We start from the raw sequence: 20,234 nt of genomic DNA, 5'->3' as shown, positions 1-20,234 counted from the left end.
ACAAACATGTCTAAAAATAATAAAAAACATATCTGGGACACCCAAATCAGCAACCCGAAAATTACAAAATATTAAATATCAATTACTTATAATCAAATGGGACTGACGACTGTCGAAGTCAGGAGAAGGTTTAGGGAAAGGGGACTTATTTGTGAAATTGAATTTTTTCAAATCAGCCGTTTTCTAATTTTCAGCAGAAGAAAAAACTTTAATTTTCTGCTCACCACCACGGGCTATAGCACTTTAATTATGGGGGATTTAAGCCCGAAGGCTTTGATAATTACCTATGAGTTCTGAAAAAACAGCCCGGCAAGTTTTTTCCTTGCCAGGTATGTAACAACAAATAAACCTATAAGAAATATTTTTTCATTTTAAAGGGTCCCATCCAGTTTTGCTTTATTCACAGCGTAACTGCCCACAAGTCTTCCTTGTTCAGTGCCAATTTCAGCATCAAATCGGTAGTGTATGCCTCCATAAAGTCTTGATATTGCTGCTTCTTCTGCCCAAGCCCTGAATTGATTTGCATCGCTTGGAAAAAAATATGCAAGCACTTCGGCTCCTGCTGCAGAAAAGGTGCTATGGCCAGAAGTATAGGCTGGGAAATTCGGTGTGCCCAATATGGTCTTGAATCCCGGAATGGTCTCCACCGGCCTTGGGTAATGATAGTAATATTTTGTATCCCAACAGGCAACCCCTGCATCCATGATGGCAGTATTCATATAAGCGAACACCCGGGCTGTTCTTAAAGGATTGAGTTTGTTTTTCACAATGGACAGTTTCGCGAATTTATTCCAGTGACCCGGAGGAGTATAAGAGCCAATCCCGTCTTCCCACCAATTGGCAATTCTTCTTTGTTCAAGGGTCATATGTGATGCAAACTGCCTAAGTTCTTTAGCATCTGCCTCAAATTGCGGTGATCCGGGAGCAGGAGGGGGAGGTGATCTAACCTCTTCTACAGAAGGTACATGCCACATTTTTACTTGTCCGAAGAGTGGGGTCAATCCAACCGGTCTTTTTGGTGTTTCACTGTTTTCCCATTTCCATCCTAATCTTTCAAATGCAGCATTGGCAATGGAGTCTGAAACCGGTTTTGGGGTCTGGGCTTTAGCCATCCCATCTGTAGAGGCACGTTGTTTGGCCAATTTCACTACTTCATTACCGATAAGTATTCCGGCATCTATATCGCTTTGTACATTTATTCCTGCATGAATTAGGCTTGCAAGATGTTCCTGATATTTTTTTTCCAGGAACTGTGTCTCCAAGGGAAACATAACAGAAAGGATCTCTTTGGAAACCACGGCGACAGTCGCGCCTTCAGAAGGGTAAGATGGAAGCTGACTGGGACTGTAAGCTGGTTTTATTTCCTGATCTACTCTATATGGAGCAGGGCGGTTATATTGGTATTTGTAATGCCATGTAACTACTAATCCGTCATATTGAGCCACACTCAGGTATGCCAGCATTCTGCTGGTGTAAGGTGGATGGGCAAATGGAAATGCAGGCGGTCCAACCGGATTTGCAGGATTAGGTAAAGTATAGGTTCCATCAGCGTTGGGGCCCGGAATCAGGTTATATTTAGCTGCCAATTCCAGGGCAATTTCATTCCACCTCAAAACAGGATTGCTGCTCCAGTACTGGACTGCCTGTTTTTCAATAGCTGATATGCCATTCATCTGCTGCTTGAGTTCTGCGAGTTCGGATTGGTAAGAAGAAGAATTAGTTGGTTCAGGTTGTGGAATGCTGATCTGGGTTGGGGTATTTACCAGAATCATAGACCATGATCCTCCGTTATCATCGAGGTTCTCGAATGCATAGTCTTCGAATTCATAGAAATTGGGTGTTTCCTCAAGACAGGAACTGGCAAACACTGAAAGAAGCACAAAGTATATATAGCGTATGTTTAAATTTTTCATGATGATATTCTTTAATAGACTTTAAACTGATAGGTAAGACCCACACCAATTGTAGTTGCTTTTCCCATATTACGTCCGTTGATCGTTTGGTTGACATAAGCAATAGCACCCAATCCCCGGTCAGCTTTGATATAATATTGGGCCCAAGCACCTACCTGACTGACTTCCATTTTATTGGTAGGCTGGGGCCTGTTATAGGAGCGGATATCATCTCCTGATAGGCAGTTGAAAGTCATGTAGGTTGCTTCAAGCCTTAACCTGTTTTCAAATGCCCAATAACCTATGGCACCATGGATATTCAAGGCATTGGGCACATTCATGAATGAAGAATATACACTCCCATCCTGGTAATAATAATCACGTTCTATTTCGGTTTGGCCTCTCCAGATATAGGCCATTGAAGCTCGGAAAACCAATCCATTATCCATTTTATAGCCACCGATACCTCGTATTCCAAGTTCCGGAGCGCCGACCCCTATACTAAATGGCATATAATCCGAAAGGTAATTGCCTACGGGGGTGTTGAAGTGCACATTGCTTAGGAATAGAAGTCTTCCTTTTCCAAGTTGTTTTTGAAGCCAGTCCACTTTTAAAGACACACTGAGGTCCTGTATACCCGACTGACCTGCCTGGGTCCCGCCTGATGCTTTTGTGCTGATATAGGGTAAACTGGTAATCAGGTTTATTTTTTGTCCTAGTCCCATAGCCAGCATTGGCATGAACATTTGGCGGGTAAATGTGCCGATATTGGCATTTTCACGAAGGTAAGTGCCTTCCCAGTACTTATTCCAGGAATTGTTTTCATACACACCGGCAAAGCAGAATTCTCCCTTTTTCATCATAATTTCATCCCAAGGCAATTGGGCATGTGCGTTAGGAACATAGGAAAGGAATGTCAAAGCCAGCAGGACAACTGACCAGTAAAATTTTTTCATTGATTTTCAGGTTTAATTTTTTGAAATATTAAAATCATGCAGCCCTGAAAAACCAAATAGGTTTTGTCTCCAAACAATGGATTGAACCCAAGTTTCGCATGAAACCTGAAATCATTGCGCTTACCAATAGAATGAAGAGAAGGGTATCATCCCTAAACCAGCAGTAGCAATAGCAGCGAATTAATTAAATTGAAATGGAGAAAGTAAAACAGGGCAAAATTAAGCCTGCTGGGGGGGAGGGGTATTAAGACCCGGATATTGATTTTCAAAAGGTGAAAAAATAAACCCTATCAATTGTTTTTCTTGAGTCCCAGTAAAAGCCAAATCAAAATCATTGGTTGGTTGGGTATAGTCTTTTACAAATATTTTGGACAACAAAGAATTGTTCCCGGAATCAGGCAGTTCATCCTGTACCAAAGACGTAATCCACTGCTTGATAGTCATATCCAGGTTTCTTTTGGCTGAATCCGGAACATACACTATTTGAAGTGTATCCTTGATATATCGTTGTTTGATCGCACGGAAGAATTGGCCGTCTTTTTCAAAGAGGGTGTTAGTAGAGGAGAATTCTTCCTGGTCTGCCATATACGGAAGAGACATGGGGATTTCAAGCACTTTTTCCAATAAGCCATCGGTGTGGTCACTATATATTTTCTCTTCCCAATTTTTTTCAATATGAACATTCAATGAAAAATAGGCCACATAATACCCGAAATGGTATAATGTAAAACAGCAGAGGAGCAGTATGGCACTTATTTTTCTCAATTGAAATAACTTATAAGATGAAAGGTAAAATTAAAAATGTGAAAATCCATGATTAAGATCATATTTTTTAGGGAAAAGATCTTTTATTAATTGGATTGATTAAGAGTTTCCGGCAATCCAAATTAGCAACCCCCAAAACAAAGCCATCCCCCCATATACCTTTATTACTTTCAATCTATTGAACCTGTCCAAAAACCACAAAACCAAAACAGGACGGATTAAACCAAGGATGAGACAGAGGATAGATAGCCCAAAGAAAATTTGAAATAAGTATAGGATTGCCTGAATCATAGAATCACAAAAAAGGAGCGGGGTAACCGCTCCTTTTCAAATTATCTGTTGTACAATTATTTTTTACGCTTGATTTCCTGCATCATGTATCCTTCAATGGTATCATCCACTTCAATATTGTTGAAGTTTTTGATGGAAATACCGCATTCATATCCGGCTTTTACTTCAGCGACATCATCTTTGAACCTTTTCAACTGGTCGATTTCACCATCATGGATCACTATACCGTCACGGATTACACGGATTTTGTTTTTCCTTGTAACATAACCATCAGTAACATATGAACCTGCTACAGTACCGATTTTTGAGATTTTGAATACTTCCCTCACCTGCACGTTACCTGTGATAACTTCTTCAAATTCAGGTTCCAACATACCCTCGATAGCATCCTTGATCTGATTGATGGCATCGTAAATGATGGAATAGTGTCTTATTTCGATTTCTTCCTGTTCTGCCAACTTCTTGGCATTGGATGAAGGCCTTACCTGGAAGCCAAGGATAATGGCATCAGAGGCCGATGCCAACAAGACGTCTGATTCTGAAATCTGGCCTACCCCTTTATGGATGATATTGACTGATACTTCGTCTTTAGACAACTTCAACAAGGAATCTGAAAGCGCTTCCACTGAACCGTCCACGTCACCTTTGATGATCAGGTTCAGTTCTTTAAAGCTACCAATGGCCAAACGTCTTCCGATTTCGTCCAAAGTAATGTGTTTCTTGGTACGCATACTCTGTTCCCGGAGAATCTGCTCCCTTGAATTGGCGATTTCCCTGGCTTCTCTTTCTGATTCGTACACTTTAAAGGTATCGCCTGCTTGAGGGGCTCCGCTCAATCCCAATACCAATACAGGGGTGGAAGGTCCTGCTTCTTTCAGTTTTTTTCCTTTATGATCAAACATCGCCTTGACCCTTCCGTAATGTTGGCCTGCAAGCATGATATCTCCAATATTCAAGGTTCCGGACTGCACCATAATAGTGGCCACATATCCTCTTCCTTTATCCAAAGAGGCTTCAATGACAGTACCAACCGCTCTTTTATTCGGGTTGGCTTTCAGTTCAAGGATTTCTGCTTCTAAGAGAACCTTTTCCAAAAGTTCGTCCACACCTTGCCCTGTTTTAGCAGAAATATCCTGTGATTGGTATTTACCTCCCCATTCTTCCACCAAAAGGTTCATGTTGGCCAGTTCCTCTTTAATTTTATTAGGATTGGCGTTCGGTTTGTCCACTTTATTGATGGCAAAGATCATCGGAACACCAGCCACTTGGGCATGGTTAATGGCTTCCTTGGTTTGGGGCATGATGCTGTCATCCGCAGCAATTACAATAATCGCGACGTCTGTGATTTTGGCACCTCGGGCACGCATTGCAGTAAATGCTTCGTGACCAGGAGTATCCAGAAATGCTATTTTATGGCCATCTGAGGTTCTCACATCATATGCACCGATGTGCTGGGTGATACCACCCGCCTCATCAGCGGTTACCTTGGATCTCCTTATATAATCCAGCAAAGAGGTTTTACCATGGTCAACGTGACCCATGATGGTCACAATTGGTGCTCTATCAAGCAGATCCTCATCTTTATCCTCTTCCTCAAGGGTTTCAATTTCCTCATCAGGTTTGGTAAATTCGATTTCATAGCCAAATTCATCCGCAATGATAGTGATGGCTTCAGCATCAAGTCTCTGGTTGATGGAAACGAACATGCCCAAAGACATGCAGGTTGCAATTACCTGATTGACCGAAACATCCATCAGGGAAGCAAGATCATTGGCCGAAATGAATTCAGTTACTTTTAGGACTTTGGTATCTTCTACTCCTTCCTGTTCCTCTCTGTTTCTTTCAGACTTTTTATCCCTTCTTTTGGATTTTCCCCCACCGGATTTCCCCCCACCTTGGAGTCTTGCTAAAGTTTGTTTGATCTGGTCTTGGATTTCTTTTTGTGTAGGTTCAGCTTTTTGTACTCTCCCTACATTTTGCTGAGGGCTGGGTTTACCTTTTCCACCACCTTGTTTTTTGGCATCCCTATGCTGGGCACCGCCGCCATGTGGAGCTCCTCCACCCTGAGGTGGTTTTGCACCTTGCCCTTTTTGCTGTTGCGCTCCTTCTACAGGACGGTCTCCACCAGGAGCTTTATCAATTCTTTTTCTAGGTCTCTTTTTCTTGTCTTTCCCTTTTTCATCAGAGGAGGCCACTGGCTTACCCTTTTTCTTTGACCTGTCTGTAGGTAACTCAATTTTACCCAAAACAGTCAGCCCTTTTAAGGCATCAGCTTTTGCAGAAATTACCTGGCTAGGCGCTTCTTCTTCAATTGAAGGTTCTACTTTTTTTGGTTTTTCCTCTATTTGAACAGAAGGTTTTACCTGTTCTTTTGCCTCAGGTTTAGGCTTAGGTTCAGGCTGTGGAATTGGTTTTTGTTCAGTTTTAGCGTCGTCTTGAATATGAGGCTTCACAGCCTGGGGTTTAGTTTCTTGTTTTTGCTCCACAGGAGCAGGTTTAGGCTCTTCTTTAGCCTTCACAGGCTCTACAGGCACAGGTTCCTCTTTTTTCTCAATCTCTTTTTTGCCTCCCAAGTCAATTTTTCCCAGAACCTTGATTCCTTGTAGTTTTGGAGCTTCAGTGGCAACTTTTTCCACTTTTGGTTCTTCTTCTTTGGCTGGTTCGGGTTTTGGAGGCTCAGGTGCCTTGGTTTCTGCTACAGGGGCAGGTTCAGGCTTTTTCTCCTCTTTGATATCAGATTCAGCCTCAATAGTAAATGTCTCATGATGACGCTTACCAATGGATAAGTGAGAGGCCTCTTCTTTTTCAAGGGCAGATGATTTGAATTCCTTGGCCAACATGTTAAATTGATCCAAGTTGATTTTGGAATTCGGATTATTTTCTACTTCAAAGCCTTTCTTGGCTAGGGACTCAACAATCGTAGAAATTCCTACGTTGAGTTTCCTTGCCACCTGGCCAAGTCTCATTGTTTTTTCTTCTGACATACGCGCTAAAAACTCTCTCTGATAATTTTGCAAATATAGGCCATTTATTGTGTTTCATGGCCTTTATTTATTGTTCAAATTCCTGTTTCAAAATTTTAAATACTTCGTCGATGGTTTCTTCTTCCAGTTCTGTTCTTCTCAACAAATCTTCTTTTGTTAAGGAAAGTACGCTCTTTGCTGTATCCAAACCTGTTTTTTTCAACTCATCGATTACCCATCCGTCGATTTCATCTACGAATTCCTCGAGATCCACATCCTCTTCTTCATAATCACTTAATTCACGGAACACGTCAATTTCGTAACCGACAAGTCTTGAAGCCAAGCGGATGTTAAAACCTCCTTTACCTATTGCCATGGATACCTGATCTGGTTTTAGGAAAACTGAAATTCTCTTGTTTTCCTTATCCACAGTGATAGAAGTGACTTTAGCTGGGCTCAACGCCCTTGATACATATAATTCCAGATTATCGGTATAGTTGATTACATCGATATTCTCGTTTTGTAGTTCTCTTACAATGGCATGTATCCTGCTTCCCTTCATTCCAACGCAGGCACCTACCGGGTCAATTCTGTCATCGTATGACTCAACGGCAACCTTAGCCCTTTCCCCTGGTTCTCTGACGATTTTCTTAATTGTAATCAAGCCGTCAAAAACTTCAGGGACTTCATTTTCGAAAAGTCTTTCCAAGAAAATGGGAGATGTTCTTGACAAGATAATCCTAGGATTACCATTGACCATTTCAACTTTATGTACAATAGCCTTTACGGTGTCCCCTTTTCTGAAGCGGTCTTTTGGAATCTGTTCTCCTTTTGGCAAGATCAATTCATTGCCTTCACCATCAATCAAAAGAACCTCTCTTCCCAATATCTGATATACCTCAGCTGAGACGATTTCACCTACCAACTCCTCATATTGGTTGAATAGTAAATCTTTTTCCAAGTCTTTTATTTTTTGGATCAGGGTCTGTCTAGCCATCATCACTGCTCTTCTGCCAAATTCTTCCAGTTCGATTTTTTCATAAACCTCTTCCCCGACTTCGAAATCCGGCTCGATTTTGCGTGCATCGGATAAGCTGATTTTATCAATATCCCAGATATCTTCTGAATTGTCATCTACAATTTCTCTGATTCTAAGAATTTCCAAATCACCTTTGTCCGCATTGATGGTCACATCAAAGTTTTCATCGGTCTCATATTTCTTGCGAATCATCGCTCTAAATACATCTTCCAGAATACGGATCATGGTAGGGCGATCCACATTTTTAGATCTTGCAAACTCTGCAAATGATTCTATAAGAACTTTAGCATCCATTTTTTTTATTTAAAAGAGACTAACACAATTGATTTTTTTATTTGTTCCAAAGGCAAATTGATCTCCTCTTCGGTTGCTTTTTTGCCTTTTTCTTTCTTTTTAACCTTTAGTTGGATATCAGCATTTCCAACTGACAATAATTCACCCTCAATATCTTTGCCGTCTACAAGCGTAACCCTCAACTTTCTGCCAATATTTTTGAAAAATTGCCTTTTGGAAGATAATGGGTAATCAATCCCCGGTGAAGATACTTCCAATACATAGGAGTCAGGAAGCAGGTCCTTCGCTTCAATTTCATCTCCAACCAATCTGCTGACCATCGCACAGGTATCAATGCTGAGGCCCTTGTCTGCATCAAGTAATATCTTGACATGGGGTTTGTGTGCTTTTTCAGCAACTAATACTTCCACAATGAAATGAGAAGCATCAGGAAGATGTTTTTCTACAATTTCTTCTATGGTCTGTTTTAAGCTCATACTACTAATTTGCCGTGAAATGAAAGAGGGGACTTTTGTCCCCTCCCTTTAGCACGGATAATACGCCACAAAGATAATAAAATTATTCCCACAAAAAAAAACAGGAATCTTGTAATAAATTGGGAATTAGATAATAATTTTGCCGACCCACGTTGAAAGTTCTGCACAAAGAGTGTTAAATTCAACGGTTGACAAAATCAAAAACAATCAAATATACTAATGGGATTATTCGATTTTTTTTCAAGTGATATTGCTATTGATTTAGGTACAGCGAATACGCTGATTATACATAAAGACAAAATAGTAGTGGATGAGCCATCAATCATTGCCATCGACCGTACCACTAATAGGGTACTGGCCGTAGGCAAAGATGCGATGAACATGCATGAAAAGACACATGAAAATATCAAAACCATCAGACCGCTTAAAGATGGTGTAATTGCAGATTTCTACGCCGCTGAACAAATGATCAGAGGAATGATCAAAATGATACCCGGGCATAAAAAAGGCATGTTCCCTCAATCACATAGGATGGTCATCTGTATTCCCTCCGGAATAACAGAAGTAGAAAAGAGGGCGGTCAGGGATTCTGCTGAGCATGCAGGGGCAAAGGAAGTTTATATGATTTATGAGCCTATTGCAGCTGCCATAGGAATTGGTATTGATATTGAAAAGCCAATGGGTTCCATGATTGTGGATATCGGGGGCGGAACAACTGAAATTGCTTTGATTGCTCTTTCGGGAATCGTGGCAGATCAATCTATCAGGGTTGCAGGTGATACTTTTACCAAAGATATACTTGATTACATGAGAAGGCAGCATAATCTCCTGATAGGTGAAAGATCTGCAGAAAGGGTGAAAATTGCCATAGGTTCTGCGCTGACCGATTTGGAAGATGCCCCTGAGGATTATGAAATTCGGGGAAGGGACCTTATGACGGGTATTCCAAAAGTTATCAAGGTTTCTTACTCTGAAATAGCATTTGCACTTGACAAGTCGGTATCCAAAATTGAAGAGGCAGTGCTAAAAGCTTTGGAAATCGCTCCACCGGAACTTTCGGCGGATATATATGATAATGGTATTCACCTTACTGGTGGAGGAGCTCTTCTAAAAGGACTGGACAAAAGATTACATCAGAAAACCAAACTGCCTATCCACATTGCAGAAGATCCTCTGAGGGCTGTGGTGAGGGGTACAGGTACTGCCCTGAAAAATATTCATAACTTCAGAACTGTCTTGATGACCTAATGATTGGATGCAGAGCATTTTACTATTTCTCTATAGGATAAGGGTTTTTTTAATTTTCGTGTTATTGGAAACAATCGCCATTTATTTGATTGTATCCAATAATTCCCAACAGGGCTCTGTATTTTTTAATAGTTCAAATAAGCTAAGTGCAAGCATTCTTAACACCCAAAATAATGTCGTAGAATATTTTTCTCTTTCCTCCGTCAATAAAAGTTTGGTGGAAAAGAATGCAGAATTATTATCTGAACTTGAAAAATATAAGCAACCCAAAGACAGTTCTTTTATTGAAATTGATAGTGTTTTGGCAAGCAACTTTCATTTCAGGGGTGCCAAGGTCATCAACAATTCCATTAACTTATCCCAGAATTTTATCACATTGAATAAGGGGTCCAAAGATGGGATAAAAGAAGGCATGGGTGTTTTCAATGAAGAAGGCGTAGTGGGTAGGGTAAAAGGAGTTACTTCCAATTACTCCTCTGTTATTTCTTTGTTGCATACCGAATTACTGGTTTCCTCTAAAATTGTCACGAATGAGGTTTTTGGATCAACCAAATGGGATGGTAGGGATCCAAAGTTTGCTAAATTGCTCTATGTTCCCCGGCATGTGGTGGTAAAAGAAGGGGACAAAGTGGTCACATCCGGATACAATGCTGTATTTCCTGAGGGTATTCCAATAGGTACTGTAGTAGAAGTAAAACCTGGACCAGAAACAAATTATTTGGATATTACCATCGAATTGGCAACGGATTTCACCAAGTTGTCCTTTGTTTATTTGGTTGAAAACAGCCAGGCTGAAGAAATAAATTCATTGAACCAACCTAAGGAGGAGGCAGATGACTAGCAATAGGGTTTTATTATTGGTTGGAGGATTTATCCTTTATTTGATCGTGCAGGTTGTGCTACTTAAAAACATGGTTGTTTTTGGTACATCTTTTTGTTTTTTATATGTTTTTTTTATCCTGCTTTTGCCCATAGAAATGAAAACAATCCCCGTCATGCTGATTTCATTTGCAATGGGAATGGGGGTTGACCTATTTTATGACACCATTGGAATCCATACCGCCAGTCTGGTGGCAACGGCATTTATCAGGAACACATGGCTAAACATCCTGACCCCTACCGGAGGTTATGATGAAAATCTCAATCCTTCTTTACTTAATATGGGAATGGGCTGGTATGTTACCTATAGTTTACCTTTGATTCTTCTCCATCATACCTTATTTTTTTTTATCGAAAGTTTGGGAACGAATTTATTCCTTCCTGTCGTTCAGAAAATTATTGGGAGTGCTATCTTTGCATTTCTAATGAGTATAATTGTCCAACTTTTATTTTACAGGAGAAGGAGGGGTATTTAAATGAATGACCAAAGACCGTTTATTATCATCATTGCCATCATTTTAGTGGGCTTGGCATTGCTGACTAAATTGTTTTTGATCCAGGTAGCGGATGATAGTTTTTTAAAAAGAGCTGAAAGAAATGCCATTCAGCGCGTAGTGGACCATCCATATAGGGGATTGGTCTATGATCGGAAAGGGAGAATTATGGTATATAACAACCCCATTTTTGATCTGATGATCATCCCAAAGGAATTCAGTGTAAAGGATACCGCAAAGTTTTGTGAAATTTTTCAAATCAGCAAAGAACACCTGATTGAGTCCTATACTGCAGCAAGGAAGTATTCTCCGGTAAAACCTTCCCCATTGATCAAGCAGATTTCTACTACAGATTTTGCAAGGATCCAAAATTATCTGATAGACTATCCAGGTCTTTTTGTGATGACCAGGGCGATAAGGTCTTATCCACAGCCTAGTTCTGCCAATGCATTGGGATACATCGGCGAAATCAGCCCCGGTCAACTTGAAAGAGACACCCTTAAATATTATCGCCAGGGAGATTATGTAGGTTTAAGCGGAATAGAGGGTTTTTATGAGAATCAGCTCCGTGGAGTAAAAGGAGTCAAATATAAAATGGTAAATGTCCGTGGTATTGACAAGGGACCGTTTAAAAATGGGGAATACGACACTGCTTCTGTAGCAGGACATAACCTGACTTCAACCATTGATTTGGACCTTCAACAGTACGGAGAAATGTTGATGGCTGGAAAGAGAGGATCGGTAGTTGCCATTGAACCCAAGACGGGTGAGGTTTTGGCCATGATTTCTGCACCTAGTTATGACCCCAATCTTCTAACCGGAGGTAAATTCAGCTCCAACTACCTCGAATTGAACCAGGACGAAAGCAGACCGCTGTTCAACAGACCGATCATGGCCATGTATCCTCCGGGATCTATTTTCAAGATTGTACAGTCCCTGGTAGGTTTACAGATGGGCGTACTTACCCCGAATACTACCTACTCCTGTAACAGGTCATTGGTGGCATGTCATAACCACCCAAGTCCGGTCAACCTTTTTGGTGCGGTGAAATATTCATGCAATCCCTACTACCATCAGGCCTATAGGAACATGATCAATAGAGAAGTCTCCCGCAATACTTTTAAGGATACAGAAGTTGGCCTGAATGCATGGAGGGAATATGTGGTTAAATTCGGTCTTGGTGGACCATTGGGAGTTGATTTGAGTAATGAAAAAGGAGGCTCCATCCCTTCAAGCAGGCTCTATGATAGGATTTATGGGCCTGGTAGATGGAAATATTCAACGATTTATTCTTTGTCTATAGGACAGGGAGAAATGTTGGTCACTCCATTGCAAATGGCTAATCTTGCTGCCATATTTGCCAATAAAGGGTATTATTATACGCCTCATATGATCAAAGCCATTGATGGGGATCCCAATCAAATACCGGCCCAATACCGTACCAAGAATGATGTCGGTGTGGACCCAGAGCATTTTGATCTGATACAGGATGCGATGGCAGAGGCCATTTATGGTACTGCTGCTAGAGCAGCCATCAAGGATATAACCATTGCCGGTAAGACCGGAACGGCCCAAAATCCTCAAGGGGAAGATCACTCTGTTTTTATAGCATTTGCCCCTAAAGAAGATCCTAAAATAGCTATTGCGGTTTATGTTGAAAATGCCGGTTGGGGAGGGAGGGCAGCTGCCAGTACAGCGAGCTTGATGATAGAAAAATACATCAAAGGGGAAATCTCCAGACCTGCCTTGGAGGAATATGTCCTGTTAGGAAAATTTATGGAATAGCGTGAGACAGGACGATTTATATATCAATAAGATCGACTGGTTGACCATTACCATTTATGCAATCTTAGTCATAATTGGATGGTTTAATATCTATGCTGCAGTATATGATGAACAGGCAGCAAAAAGTATTTTTGATTTTTCCATTAATTCGGGAAAGCAACTGGTTTGGATAGGAACTGCATTACTATTGATCACAGTCATCATGGTAGCAGATTACCGGTTGTTTGAGAATCTTTCTCTCGTACTCTATGGCATATTTTTATTTTTTCTTCTGATTACCCCATTCTTTGGGAAAGAAATCAATGGACAGCGGGCCTGGTTTGAATTTGGAGCTTTCAGGTTGCAGCCTGCAGAATTTGCCAAATTCGCAACGGCCCTTGCCCTCGCCAAGTTTATGGAAAGGCCCAGCTTCGATCTGGGTCAGACCAAATATCAATTGCAGGCCCTATTGATTATTTTCCTTCCTGTTTCTTTGATAATGCTCCAACCAGATACAGGGACAGCAATGGTTTATTCCGCTTTTTTTATCATGCTTTATCGAGAAGGCATGCCCCAGCGGTACTATATTCTTGGTTTGACTTTTATTACAATATCCTTGTTGGCAATTGGGGTTCAAAACAACATATACATCGTAATAGCTGTTGGGCTTATTGTTCTTTTACTGATTTTGATGGGGAAAAAGAAGATTTCCAGGATATTAGGCCTTTCCCTATTGGGAGGGCTCATCATTGGATATACTTACAGTTTGGACTATGTAATTTCCAAATTGCCCGAACATCAACAGAATAGGATTATGGTATTGTTCAATCCGGATATAGACCCACTGGGAGTTGGCTGGAATGTGACCCAATCCAAGATTGCCATTGGTTCCGGAGGATTCATTGGAAAAGGTTATTTAGAAGGAACCCAGACCAAGTTTGATTTCGTTCCTGAACAACATACGGATTTTATTTTCTGCACCTTGGGAGAAGAATTTGGATGGATAGGAAGTTTTGTGGTAATCTTTCTGTTTTGCGCCCTGCTGATCAGATTGGTATACCTGGCAGAAAGACAGAAGACCCGGTTTTCAAGGGTATATGGTTACTGTGTGATTTCAATTCTTCTTTTCCATTTCATGATCAATATTGCGATGACAGTGGGGCTTTTCCCTGTGGTGGGCATTCCTTTGCCATTTTTTAGCTATGGTGGATCTTCTTTATGGTCTTTTACCATACTCCTATTTATTTTCATCAAACTTGATTCACATAGGATTCAGTTGTTGGGAAGGATGAGTTGAGGGAATCTGGATTTCGAAAAGCGGATTTCGGATTTTGAACCATTGAGAAGTTGAGAGATTAAGGAAATTCATTAAGGCTTTTCAATGATTTCCTTTTACATCCATGTCACGACACGATTTAACTTTACACTTTTTTAAATCTCAATTCGGATTGTTCAACCCCTTCAGGATTGATGAACTTTGTCTCGTCCTGAAAATGGTTGACACTTTTATCGAAAAGAATCTTAACTGGACTTAGCTCTAAATATATCGCCGTAGGCAAATTTCCATTTATATCGCGAAGCTTATATCCCTGCCATCCAAATACGACATCCTCACTGACACCCCACTTCCGACTTCACACACACCCACATCCGACATCTGACATCCCACTTTCGACCTCTCACTTTCGAAATCCGCCTTCCGAAATTCGACCTTCAGACTTACCCTTTCACATCAAATTTCCTATATACCAACTGAAGGAATTCTTTGACCACTTCTGAATTTTTATCCCATTTGAGTTCTTCCACAAAACGGTTGTTCAATAACTGAACCGATTCAGAAAAATTAGAACAGGAATTAATGGATTTAAGCGCATTCTGTAATAAATCAGGATTTCCATCAAAAAGTGCTTTGGTAAACATGATCCGCTGATTTATCCCTACACTTTCAGTCAGGTCCTTGATAGTTCCTTTCATGATTGCATATCCCTCTGATTCAAATTTTTCCCATATCTGACCAGGATCTATTGCCTTTTCCCCTATTGCCTGTCTGCGAGCGCCTTCCTGAAGGGTACCATTCGTAGCCACTTCATTTATTTTTGTGGGTTTTTCTTCAGCTATAACTGCTTTTTCATGTTCTTCAGTTATGGCTTTGGAATTTTGCTTTGATTCTTCAGTTGTTTTTTGTGAAATGTTTTCCTCCGTTTTGGCCGGTTTTCCACCTTTGGTCAGCATTTGGTAATCAAGAGGAATCACCGTATTAAAGGAATCCAATAATTTTTCCCCTGACACAAAATTTTCCTCAAGCCTAACAAAATTTTGCTTTAAATGGCTTTTATAGGCAGAATGGGTACGGGAAAGCCCTGCCTTATCAATAAGGTTTTCAATAAGCTCCACATGCCATTTGAAATATTTTTTATTATCCTTTAAATAAGTGTTTAATTGGTTGGCTTCATATTTATCGAATTCTTTTTCAAAATAAGAAACCGGGTCAAGGGCTAAGAGAATGGTTTCAGAAACAGCTTTTTCTACCAAAGGTTCAAAATCCCTTCTTTTGATTTTGATCGTTCTGGAAAGTACGTTCATAAATTCCCTTAGGGCTTCATGGACTGTAATATCCCTATAATCAAAATAAGGATTGCTTTTTAATTTTTCCAATTCCATCTGCCAGGCTTCAAAGAGCGCCTTGATAATAAAAAAATTCACCTGTGTTACAGGGCTCAATTGAACTATTGCCTGTCCGGTCATGTATTCTTTACTGGAATAATAATCATCACAGATTTTGCCGGTAAATTTGGCAGCATATTCCTTTAAATATTGTTCATTGATTGTTATACTCATCGGAAACAGAAAGTTTATTACATTTCAACAACGAAAATGATGATTAAAATTGTTATAGAAAATCTGAATCATTTTGAAATCAAATCATCTGAAAATCATCGTAAAGTTATAGAATTAATTCATGAAAACTATATTGATTGGATGCATGCCTGCGGAAAAAAGGGAAGGTGCACTACCTGTAAGATGATTGTCAAGGAAGGGTTGGATAACCTTTCTCCATTAAGTCCTAGGGAAGAATTTTTCCGGGAAAAGGGCAGATTGAGTCAATCGGAAAGGTTATCTTGTCAGGCAAAAATAGAAAAAGGTGTTGTCCGAATCCGGGTAGCCGAGGAGAATAAATTCCCCCACATGGTTTACAGTGAATAGAACATGTTTATAGAACCTTCCATTGGAAAGCTTGGCCCAAGAGGCAAAAAAGGACATATTGAGGTAATATGTGGATCGATGTTTTCCGGAAAAACGGAAGAGTTGATCCGACGATTAAATAGGGCCCTGATTGCAAGGCAGAAAGTTGAAATATTCAAGCCGACAATTGATAAAAGATACCATGAGTTTGATGTGGTATCGCACAATGAGAATGCAATCAGGTCTACTCCTGTAAATTTTGCGGAAGACATCATCCTCCTTGCCGGTGACTGTGATGTGGTTGGGATTGATGAGGTGCAGTTTTTTGATAACCGGATTGTTCATGTAGCTACTGTGTTGGCCAATTCAGGGAAAAGGGTCATTTTGGCCGGTTTGGATATGGATTTTGAGGGCAATCCTTTTGAACCTATGCCCCAGTTGTTAGCCATTGCTGAATATGTTACCAAGGTACATGCCATTTGCATGAAATGCGGTGATCTTGCTTCTTATTCCTTAAGATTGAGCGATATTAAAGAGAAAGTAGTGTTGGGAGAAAAAGAAGCCTATGAGGCAAGATGCAGAAAATGTTTCTTTGAAGACAAGAAATAAGATGATCTGGTTTTTTGTTTTTAGGCACATAATGGATAGTTCATTTTACCATTTACTCATGTCATGTTGACCAAAACCCAGGGAATTGTCCTATCATATATAAGGTATAGGGAAACCTCTATCATTGTAAAGATATTTACCCGGGAATTGGGATTAAAAGCCTATATCGTCAATGGGGTTAGAAGCACTAAGGCCAAAACAAAAATGGGGTTTTACCAACCCCTTACGCTTTTGGATCTGGTAGTATATGAAAAAGAAAATGTTAGCCTTAACAGGATTTCAGAAATCAAATTGTCCAAATCATTCCAAAGGATTCCATTTGATTTTTTACGTTCAGGAATTGCCATGTTCATAGCGGAGGTATTGGGCAAGTCCATTTATGAGGGCTATCAGAATGAAAGTTTATTCGATTTCCTGATGGACTCTATACAGTTGTTGGATGAAGAGAAAGTTATACTTTCCCATTTTCCAATTGCTTTCTTATGGGAAACATCCCGCTATTTGGGCTTTGCCCCGGATGAAGCAGGTGAGTTTTTTGAGGAGTTGAAGGAAAACCTGACCAAACAGATTGATTGGGAACCTGAGATACACTATTTGAATCAGTTGATCCGGGAGTCTTTCGGTTTCAATGGAAAAATACCCGCTTTGGTTCGTAAAAATCTCTTGGACCATATGTTGATTTTCTATTCCAAACACCTGGAACAGGAAGCGGAATGGAAATCTGTAAAAGTGCTTAGGCAGATGATGGGGTAGGAGAGGACTGGCCGTTAGGAAAATGTCCTTTTGGACATTTTTAGCCAAGGGCCAGGATATGGGGTGGGAAAAATAAGAGCCAAGTAAAAAGGCAAAAGGCAGAAGTTAAAAGTGGGAAATGGGAGTTTTTAAGGTATATATAGATTGTTTCTTTTGATGAATTTTTTAGCGCTTAAATTGGATTCTTTTCAAATCTAAAACCGACTTTATCATTAGTTCGGATGAATTTATGTTGTTTCATAATTCAAATAGGGTTTATATTTTGGAACTTTAATAGCGTATATAAGTAAAGTAAAAGGTTTAATTTATTTCAGAAAGACTTTGAACCCAAAGGCCAATGCAACTTATTGTTTCTTTTGTGGCTAAAATTTGCGTATTTGATAATGTTGACGTATTATTGTGGCGTTACAGTATAATTTAATCCTCCTCCCCTTGGATTTTATACTTTCCTGAATACTTTTTTATTCAGATCAGTAATACTCAATACACCTATTCAACATTATTTACACATCTACTTATTACATCTTATTATCAATTAATATCATAAGCTTTTTATGTATAACATAGAAGAATTAAGGATCAGACTTCTCTCTGAATTGAAGGAGATCGCTGAGGAATTAGGAGTGAAAAACTTCAAAAATCTAAAGAAAGATGACTTGGTTTATGCGATTTTGGACCAACAGGCCATCACCCCGGAGCAAGCCCTACCCAAAAAGAAACCCTCCTCAGTCGAAGTGGAAGTCAAAGAGGAGAAAAAAGAAAAGCCAGCTCAATCACCCAAGCAAGAGCAGCCAGAACAAAGCAAACCCAAATTCAGAAGACAAAATGTGGAGGAACTGGCCAATGAAGAAAAGCCAACTTCCAAAAAAGAAGAAAAACCTACTGAATCTGTAGCTGTTGCAAAGCCAAGAAGAGAATCTTTTGAACCTAAAAAGGAATCCCCAGCACCGGCACAAGCCCCTACTACTGCTCCTGTTCAAGAGGAAGAAAGACCGAAGTTTATCCGCCCCAGAAGAAAAGTAGTTGAGGTGGAGGCAGTTCCTCAACCTGTGGCATCATCATCGCCTGCACCCTCATCATCATCCACACCTACTCCTGCTCCAATGCCGGGTGAAATGGAGACAGAGTTACCCAGAAGGAAAAACTTTAAAAATATAGAAGAAGCACATATTCCAAGCGCCGAAGTGGTTCCCAACAAAAAGAAACTTTATGTGAGCATGAAAGAATTTGAGGGGATCATTGAAAATGAAGGCGTACTGGAAATCATGGCTGAAGGCTATGGATTTTTACGATCTTTGGATTACAATTACCTGGCTTCGCCGGATGATATTTATGTCTCTCCTTCCCAGATCAAACTTTTTGGTTTAAAAACAGGTGACCATATCAAAGGTTCCATTAGACCTCCCAAAGAAGGCGAAAAATATTTCGCTTTATTAAAGGTAATTACTGTAAACGGCAAGACCACAGAAGAAATCCGTGACAGGATTCCATTTGAATATTTGACACCTTTGTTCCCTGAGGAAAGATTGAACCTTTCCACCAGAGCAGACAATTATTCCACCCGTATTTTGGATCTTTTCGCTCCAATTGGAAAAGGTCAGCGGGGTATGATTGTGGCGCAGCCTAAGACCGGTAAGACAGTTCTTTTGCAGCAGATTGCCAATGCCATTGCGGAAAACCATCCCGAAGTGCATCTGATGATCCTTTTGGTAGATGAAAGACCGGAAGAGGTGACCGATATGGCAAGGTCAGTAAAGGCAGAAGTAATTTCTTCTACTTTTGATGAACAGGCAGAAAGACATGTGAAAGTAGCTACCATTGTATTGGAAAAAGCCAAGAGAATGGTGGAATGCGGGCATGATGTGGTGATCTTGTTGGATTCTATAACAAGATTGGCCAGGGCCTACAATACTGTGGTACCTTCTTCCGGAAAGATCCTTTCAGGTGGTGTGGATGCCAATGCCCTGCATAAACCGAAGCGGTTCTTTGGAGCGGCCAGGAATGTGGAAAATGGTGGTTCTTTGACCATCATCGCCACGGCATTGGTAGAGACAGGTTCAAAAATGGATGAGGTGATCTTTGAAGAATTCAAAGGTACCGGCAACATGGAGCTGGCCCTGGACAGAAAGTTATCCAACAGAAGAATCTATCCGGCCATCGATGTGCCAAGTTCAGGAACCAGAAGAGAAGATTTGTTGATGGACAAAGAAGAAATGCAGCGAGTCTGGATTTTGAGAAAACTCATGTCCGATATGACTTCCCAAGAAGCCATGGAATTCTTGTTACAGAGAATGAAAGGTACCAGGGACAATGTGGAATTTTTGATTTCCATGAATGGGTAAATAGCCCAAAATATACAAGTTTGAAAACCCGTCAGTGATGTCGGGTTTTTTTTATTATAGTTCTTTCAGACAGACCTCTCAGGTTTCCAAAACCTGACAGGTCTTATTTATCCTTTATTTATCCTGCAGCTCCAGAAGCAGGAACGTCAATATCCTAAAACTTTATAACCGATTAGGGATGTTTGATGCAGATCAAAACTCAAAATTTGATTTATTTTCAATGATTATCTACATTCAAATTATTAAAATTGTTTTTTGTAATCAAAAATTAGTAAATTGTAATATT

The 20,234-nt window shown here is 40.2% G+C and carries 16 protein-coding genes; 9 read left to right on the top strand and 7 right to left on the bottom strand.

Annotated elements, in window-relative coordinates; all coding sequences use genetic code 11:
• Positions 1 to 371: 371 nt before the first annotated feature.
• The 6 genes from ACFSKV_RS20330 to ACFSKV_RS20305 all read right to left on the bottom strand — a co-directional run bounded on the left by ACFSKV_RS20330 (position 372) and on the right by ACFSKV_RS20305 (position 8,676).
• The gene (locus ACFSKV_RS20330) at positions 372 to 1,913 is read right to left on the bottom strand and encodes a vanadium-dependent haloperoxidase (RefSeq protein ID WP_380807072.1); all 1,542 of its coding nucleotides are present in this window, start codon (positions 1,911 to 1,913) and stop codon (positions 372 to 374) included.
• 11 nt (positions 1,914 to 1,924) lie between these two features.
• A complete protein-coding gene (locus ACFSKV_RS20325; RefSeq protein ID WP_380807070.1) occupies positions 1,925 to 2,848 on the bottom strand; it encodes a transporter in 924 nt (307 codons plus the stop codon).
• Between the two features lie 219 nt (positions 2,849 to 3,067).
• The gene (locus ACFSKV_RS20320) at positions 3,068 to 3,613 is read right to left on the bottom strand and encodes a hypothetical protein (RefSeq protein ID WP_380807069.1); all 546 of its coding nucleotides are present in this window, start codon (positions 3,611 to 3,613) and stop codon (positions 3,068 to 3,070) included.
• A gap of 347 nt (positions 3,614 to 3,960) precedes the next feature.
• Positions 3,961 to 6,888: a translation initiation factor IF-2 gene (infB, locus tag ACFSKV_RS20315; protein ID WP_380807074.1), complete on the bottom strand. Its 2,928-nt coding sequence runs from the start codon at positions 6,886 to 6,888 to the stop codon at positions 3,961 to 3,963.
• Between the two features lie 67 nt (positions 6,889 to 6,955).
• Positions 6,956 to 8,200, bottom strand: coding sequence for a transcription termination factor NusA (gene nusA, locus ACFSKV_RS20310; protein WP_380807068.1), 1,245 nt, complete (start codon positions 8,198 to 8,200; stop codon positions 6,956 to 6,958).
• Between the two features lie 5 nt (positions 8,201 to 8,205).
• Positions 8,206 to 8,676: a ribosome maturation factor RimP gene (locus ACFSKV_RS20305; RefSeq protein ID WP_380807066.1), complete on the bottom strand. Its 471-nt coding sequence runs from the start codon at positions 8,674 to 8,676 to the stop codon at positions 8,206 to 8,208.
• A gap of 219 nt (positions 8,677 to 8,895) precedes the next feature.
• Between ACFSKV_RS20305 and ACFSKV_RS20300 the strand changes: the two genes are divergently transcribed.
• From ACFSKV_RS20300 to rodA, 5 genes are read left to right on the top strand one after another with little or no spacing between them, the layout of a single operon-like run.
• Entirely contained in the window at positions 8,896 to 9,924 is a 1,029-nt protein-coding gene (locus ACFSKV_RS20300) for a rod shape-determining protein (protein WP_380807064.1), read from the top strand.
• Positions 9,925 to 9,931: 7 nt separating this feature from the next.
• Entirely contained in the window at positions 9,932 to 10,765 is an 834-nt protein-coding gene (gene mreC, locus ACFSKV_RS20295) for a rod shape-determining protein MreC (protein ID WP_380807061.1), read from the top strand.
• On the top strand, positions 10,758 to 11,279 hold the full coding sequence (locus ACFSKV_RS20290) for a rod shape-determining protein MreD (RefSeq protein ID WP_380807060.1): 522 nt from the start codon (positions 10,758 to 10,760) through the stop codon (positions 11,277 to 11,279). Before mreC ends, ACFSKV_RS20290 begins: the two co-directional genes overlap by 8 nt.
• Entirely contained in the window at positions 11,280 to 13,082 is a 1,803-nt protein-coding gene (gene mrdA / locus ACFSKV_RS20285) for a penicillin-binding protein 2 (protein WP_380807057.1), read from the top strand. It begins immediately after the preceding gene.
• Between the two features lies 1 nt (position 13,083).
• On the top strand, positions 13,084 to 14,358 hold the full coding sequence (gene rodA / locus ACFSKV_RS20280; RefSeq protein ID WP_380807054.1) for a rod shape-determining protein RodA: 1,275 nt from the start codon (positions 13,084 to 13,086) through the stop codon (positions 14,356 to 14,358).
• A gap of 422 nt (positions 14,359 to 14,780) precedes the next feature.
• On the opposite strand, the gene ACFSKV_RS20275 is transcribed toward rodA, so the two are convergent.
• Positions 14,781 to 15,899, bottom strand: a complete 1,119-nt coding sequence (locus ACFSKV_RS20275; RefSeq protein WP_380807053.1) for a hypothetical protein — start codon at positions 15,897 to 15,899, stop codon at positions 14,781 to 14,783.
• A 39-nt stretch (positions 15,900 to 15,938) separates the two neighbouring features.
• Here ACFSKV_RS20275 and ACFSKV_RS20270 point away from each other — a divergent pair, with 39 nt between their 5' ends.
• From ACFSKV_RS20270 to rho, 4 genes are all read left to right on the top strand, one after another.
• On the top strand, positions 15,939 to 16,265 hold the full coding sequence (locus ACFSKV_RS20270) for a 2Fe-2S iron-sulfur cluster-binding protein (RefSeq protein WP_380807073.1): 327 nt from the start codon (positions 15,939 to 15,941) through the stop codon (positions 16,263 to 16,265).
• A gap of 3 nt (positions 16,266 to 16,268) precedes the next feature.
• Positions 16,269 to 16,853, top strand: coding sequence for a thymidine kinase (locus tag ACFSKV_RS20265; RefSeq protein WP_380807052.1), 585 nt, complete (start codon positions 16,269 to 16,271; stop codon positions 16,851 to 16,853).
• Positions 16,854 to 16,916: 63 nt separating this feature from the next.
• A complete protein-coding gene (gene recO / locus ACFSKV_RS20260) occupies positions 16,917 to 17,606 on the top strand; it encodes a DNA repair protein RecO (RefSeq protein WP_380807050.1) in 690 nt (229 codons plus the stop codon).
• A gap of 554 nt (positions 17,607 to 18,160) precedes the next feature.
• Positions 18,161 to 19,948 carry a transcription termination factor Rho gene (rho, locus tag ACFSKV_RS20255; RefSeq protein ID WP_380807048.1) on the top strand — a complete coding sequence of 596 codons (1,788 nt, stop codon included), beginning with the start codon at positions 18,161 to 18,163 and terminating at the stop codon, positions 19,946 to 19,948.
• Positions 19,949 to 20,234 lie beyond the last annotated feature (286 nt).

This window comes from Shivajiella indica, assembly GCF_042683085.1.
Taxonomy (GTDB): domain Bacteria; phylum Bacteroidota; class Bacteroidia; order Cytophagales; family Cyclobacteriaceae; genus Shivajiella; species Shivajiella indica.
Note: the sequence above shows the minus strand (reverse complement) of the source record. Positions and strands in the feature narration are given on the sequence as shown.